Raw genomic sequence first — 3618 nt, forward strand, 5'->3', positions numbered from 1 at the left:
CGGGCCTGAAAAGCTGCTTTCTTTGCTTACTTTCTTTGCAGCAGCAAAGAAAGTGAGTGCCGCCCCGCACAGGGGCAACGCTAATAGACCGACGCGAAACCGGGATCCGGCGAAAAAGCCCCCGAATAACAAACGCTCAGCGAGCAAGACGCAAAGCCCGAACCCACTTCTCGACGCGAAGCGGATCAAGCCTCCCAGTACGTCCATCGCGCTCATCGCAAAGAGCCCCACGAAACCCGGCAATATCCGGCGCGAGCAAACGAATCCTGTCGAGATCGTCCCACCTCAAAGATCCGGCGACGGCAATCATCGTCCCCCGCTTGCGCGCATCGCCGATGCAGGAAGCAAGCGCCCCCACATCGACGCAATCGAACAACGTGCGCCCGTCCTTGCTCGCCGTATCGAACACGATGCCCACAAAGCCCAGTTGCGCCGCAAGCGCGGCCAGTTCGCGATCCACGCCATCGTCGGATAACAACACCGGCACGACAGCCGCCGGCAAGCTCGCCAGATGCCGCAAGCACGCAAAAGCGCCCGCCCCGGGCGACACCCCGACCTTCACATAATCGACGCCCGTAGCCGCGACATCGAGCACGCGCGCGGTCATCTCGTCGAGCGCATCGTTGGGCAAATCGCCGATCGTCGCGCTGATCGGCCGCACCGCATACCGCGCACGCAACGCCCCCACGATACGCGCGATATCGCCGATCGCAACAGCGCCCAGCGCGCCCGCGCCCGGCTCCTTCAGGTCGATCAGTTCGGCGCCGGCGTCCGCCGCATCGAAGGCTTCGTCGGCCGAGCGGACGCTCGCGAGCAATGCGGTCATCGTCGAAACTCCAGAGGGATGGCTACGGAAAACGCGTCAGCTCACAGCCTTCGCGCCATGCGCCTCGATCGCCTGCAAAAGCCATTGCCAGGCCTCGCGCTCGGCGTCGCCCGCAGTCTTGTCGATGGCGATCCGCAAATACGCCACCTCGCTATCCACCTTTTCAGGCGGCAACATGAACAGCCGGCTCACGAGAATCGCGCCTTCGACAACCGCCGCCTGCGCGCGATTGAAGCCCGGAAACGGCGCATGCGTCTCGCGATGCACACATTCCATGCGCAACGTCGGGCGCGCTTCGTCATCGAGAAGTTCGGCGAGACGCAGCTCGATATGCGCGAGCGTCGATGCGAGCCGCACGCTTGGCACCGTGCTCGCGGCAACCGTCGGCCAGTCGCGCGCAATGCCCGTCACGCAGCCCGCGAACACGCGCACGTCCGTCGTCAGATTGATGACGGCGCTCTTCGTCGCGATGACGTTATCGAGCGTCGTCGACGGACGGAACGGCGCAAGAATCGCGAGGCCCTCTTCGAAGCGCACGCCCATCGGCGCGATATGCGGCCGGCCATCGCGATCCGCGGTCGTGACGATGGTCTCGTAAATCATGATGGTCGGCGAAAGTATTCGTAGCCGCACGAAAGAGCCGCCATCGCTTCGATGCGGCTTCGTGCGGGTTCGGTCCGCGTTTAGCGGGTGGCGATATACATCGTGATTTCAAAACCAAAACGCATATCGGTGAAGCTCGGCGTAGTCCATTGCATGGGCGTTCCTCCAGATGAGTCGGGTTGATGCCTCGATACCGCTTCGATGATTTGCCGATGCGGACGAATCCGCCAGGCGGCCGGGAGGGGGCCGGCCCTTCGACGATGCAAGCGCCATGCCAATGACATGAAGCGGATGCCGAAGAGCGCGGCTCGCTCATCATGCGCGCCGACTGTGACGAAATCAGAACACAGTGTCCCATTGCTTCGTTCATAAACGCATCAGGGCTATTCCCGACTAAGGCATCGCTTAAGCCCGGGCAAGTAATTCGTGAATTCCTTTCTGTGCGACGCGTGCTTACTCTGCAATGACAGCAGGGCGCGGTTCACAAGCGGCGATCGCTTCGAGCAGCACCGCGACGCCACTCTCATCTCACTGTCGAGGAAACGGAATGAACGACTTCAGCAAGGCCGCCGTCGAGGCGGTGCGCAATCCGTCCGATCCGCGCTCGCGCTATGCGGCCGGCGTCATGAAGTATCGCGAGATGGGCTACTGGCAGCCCGATTACACGCCGAAGGACACCGACGTCGTCGCGCTCTTTCGCATCACGCCGCAAGCGGGTGTCGAGCCGGAGGAAGCGGCTGCGGCCGTGGCGGGCGAATCGTCGACGGCGACATGGACGGTCGTGTGGACCGACCGTCTCACTGCATGCGACATGTACCGCGCGAAGGCGTATCGCGTCGAACCGGTGCCGAATGCGCGCGCCGACGAGCCGCAGTACTTCGCTTACATCGCGTACGAACTCGATCTTTTCGAAGAGGGATCGGTCGCGAACCTGACGGCGTCGATCATCGGCAATGTGTTCGGCTTCAAGCCGTTGAAGGCGCTGCGGCTCGAAGACATGCGTATTCCCGTTGCGTATCTGAAGACGTTTCAGGGACCGCCGACGGGCATCGTCGTCGAACGCGAGCGGCTCGATAAATACGGACGTCCGCTGCTCGGTGCGACCGTGAAGCCGAAGCTCGGCTTGTCGGGAAAGAACTATGGGCGCGTCGTGTACGAAGGCTTGAAAGGCGGGCTCGATTTTCTGAAGGACGACGAGAACATCAATTCGCAGGCGTTCATGCACTGGCGCGATCGTTACCTCTTCGCGATGGAAGCGGTGAGCCGCGCGCAAGCCGAGACCGGCGAAGTGAAGGGTCACTATCTGAACGTGACGGCCGGCACGATGGAAGACATGTACGAGCGCGCGGAATTCGCGAAGGAGCTCGGGTCGTGCATCGTGATGATCGATCTCGTGATCGGCTGGACCGCTATTCAGTCGATGTCGAAGTGGGCGCGTCGCAACGACATGATCCTGCATCTGCATCGCGCGGGACATGGGACTTATACGCGGCAGCGCAATCATGGCATCTCGTTTCGCGTGATCGCGAAGTGGCTGCGGATGGCGGGCGTCGATCATGCTCATGCGGGCACTGCCGTCGGCAAGCTGGAAGGCGATCCGTTGTCGGTGCAGGGCTATTACAACGTGTGCCGCGAGGCGCGCAATGAGCCTGATCTGTCGCGAGGGATCTTCTTCGATCAACCGTGGGCGGGGTTGCGCAAGGTGATGCCGGTGGCATCGGGCGGGATTCACGCAGGGCAGATGCATCAGTTGCTCGATCTCTTTGGGGATGACTGCATTCTGCAATTCGGCGGCGGGACGATTGGACATCCGCAAGGGATTCAGGCCGGGGCGACGGCCAATCGCGTCGCGCTCGAAGCCATGGTGAAAGCGCGGAATGAAGGGCGGGATATTGCTCGTGAAGGCCCCGATATTCTTGAAACCGCCGCGCGGAGGTGTACGCCGTTGCAGCAGGCGCTCGATACCTGGCGCGATGTCACTTTCAACTATGCGTCGACGGATACGCCGGATTTTGCTGTTACTGCTACGGCGGGGGTATAAGAGGTTTGTTGTTGTTGTTGTTGTTGTTGTCGCCGGATCCCGTGTTCGTGTCGGTCTATTAGCACTGCCCCTGTGCGGGGCGGCACTCACTTTCTTTGCTGCTGCAAAGAAAGTAAGCAAAGAAAGCAGCTTTTCAGGCCCGCGGTCA

4 protein-coding genes are annotated in these 3618 nt (G+C 61.6%); 1 reads left to right on the plus strand and 3 read right to left on the minus strand.

The annotated features are described in order from the left end of the window. Window positions 1–136: 136 nt before the first annotated feature. The 3 genes from QCE58_RS23730 to pqqA form a co-directional block, all read right to left on the minus strand. On the minus strand, window positions 137–826 hold the full coding sequence (locus QCE58_RS23730; protein ID WP_175983317.1) for a (5-formylfuran-3-yl)methyl phosphate synthase: 690 nt from the start codon (window positions 824–826) through the stop codon (window positions 137–139). 36 nt (window positions 827–862) lie between these two features. Beyond that, complete coding sequence (locus QCE58_RS23735) at window positions 863–1429, minus strand: DUF447 domain-containing protein (protein WP_250521835.1); 567 nt, start codon at window positions 1427–1429, stop codon at window positions 863–865. Window positions 1430–1509: 80 nt separating this feature from the next. After that, a complete protein-coding gene (gene pqqA / locus QCE58_RS23740; protein ID WP_008354335.1) occupies window positions 1510–1584 on the minus strand; it encodes a pyrroloquinoline quinone precursor peptide PqqA in 75 nt (24 codons plus the stop codon). A gap of 392 nt (window positions 1585–1976) precedes the next feature. Here pqqA and QCE58_RS23745 point away from each other — a divergent pair, with 392 nt between their 5' ends. After that, window positions 1977–3470: a form I ribulose bisphosphate carboxylase large subunit gene (locus tag QCE58_RS23745; protein ID WP_250440792.1), complete on the plus strand. Its 1494-nt coding sequence runs from the start codon at window positions 1977–1979 to the stop codon at window positions 3468–3470. Window positions 3471–3618: the final 148 nt, after the last annotated feature.

Source organism: Caballeronia sp. LZ028 (assembly GCF_031451415.1).
In the GTDB taxonomy this organism is placed as follows: domain Bacteria; phylum Pseudomonadota; class Gammaproteobacteria; order Burkholderiales; family Burkholderiaceae; genus Caballeronia; species Caballeronia zhejiangensis.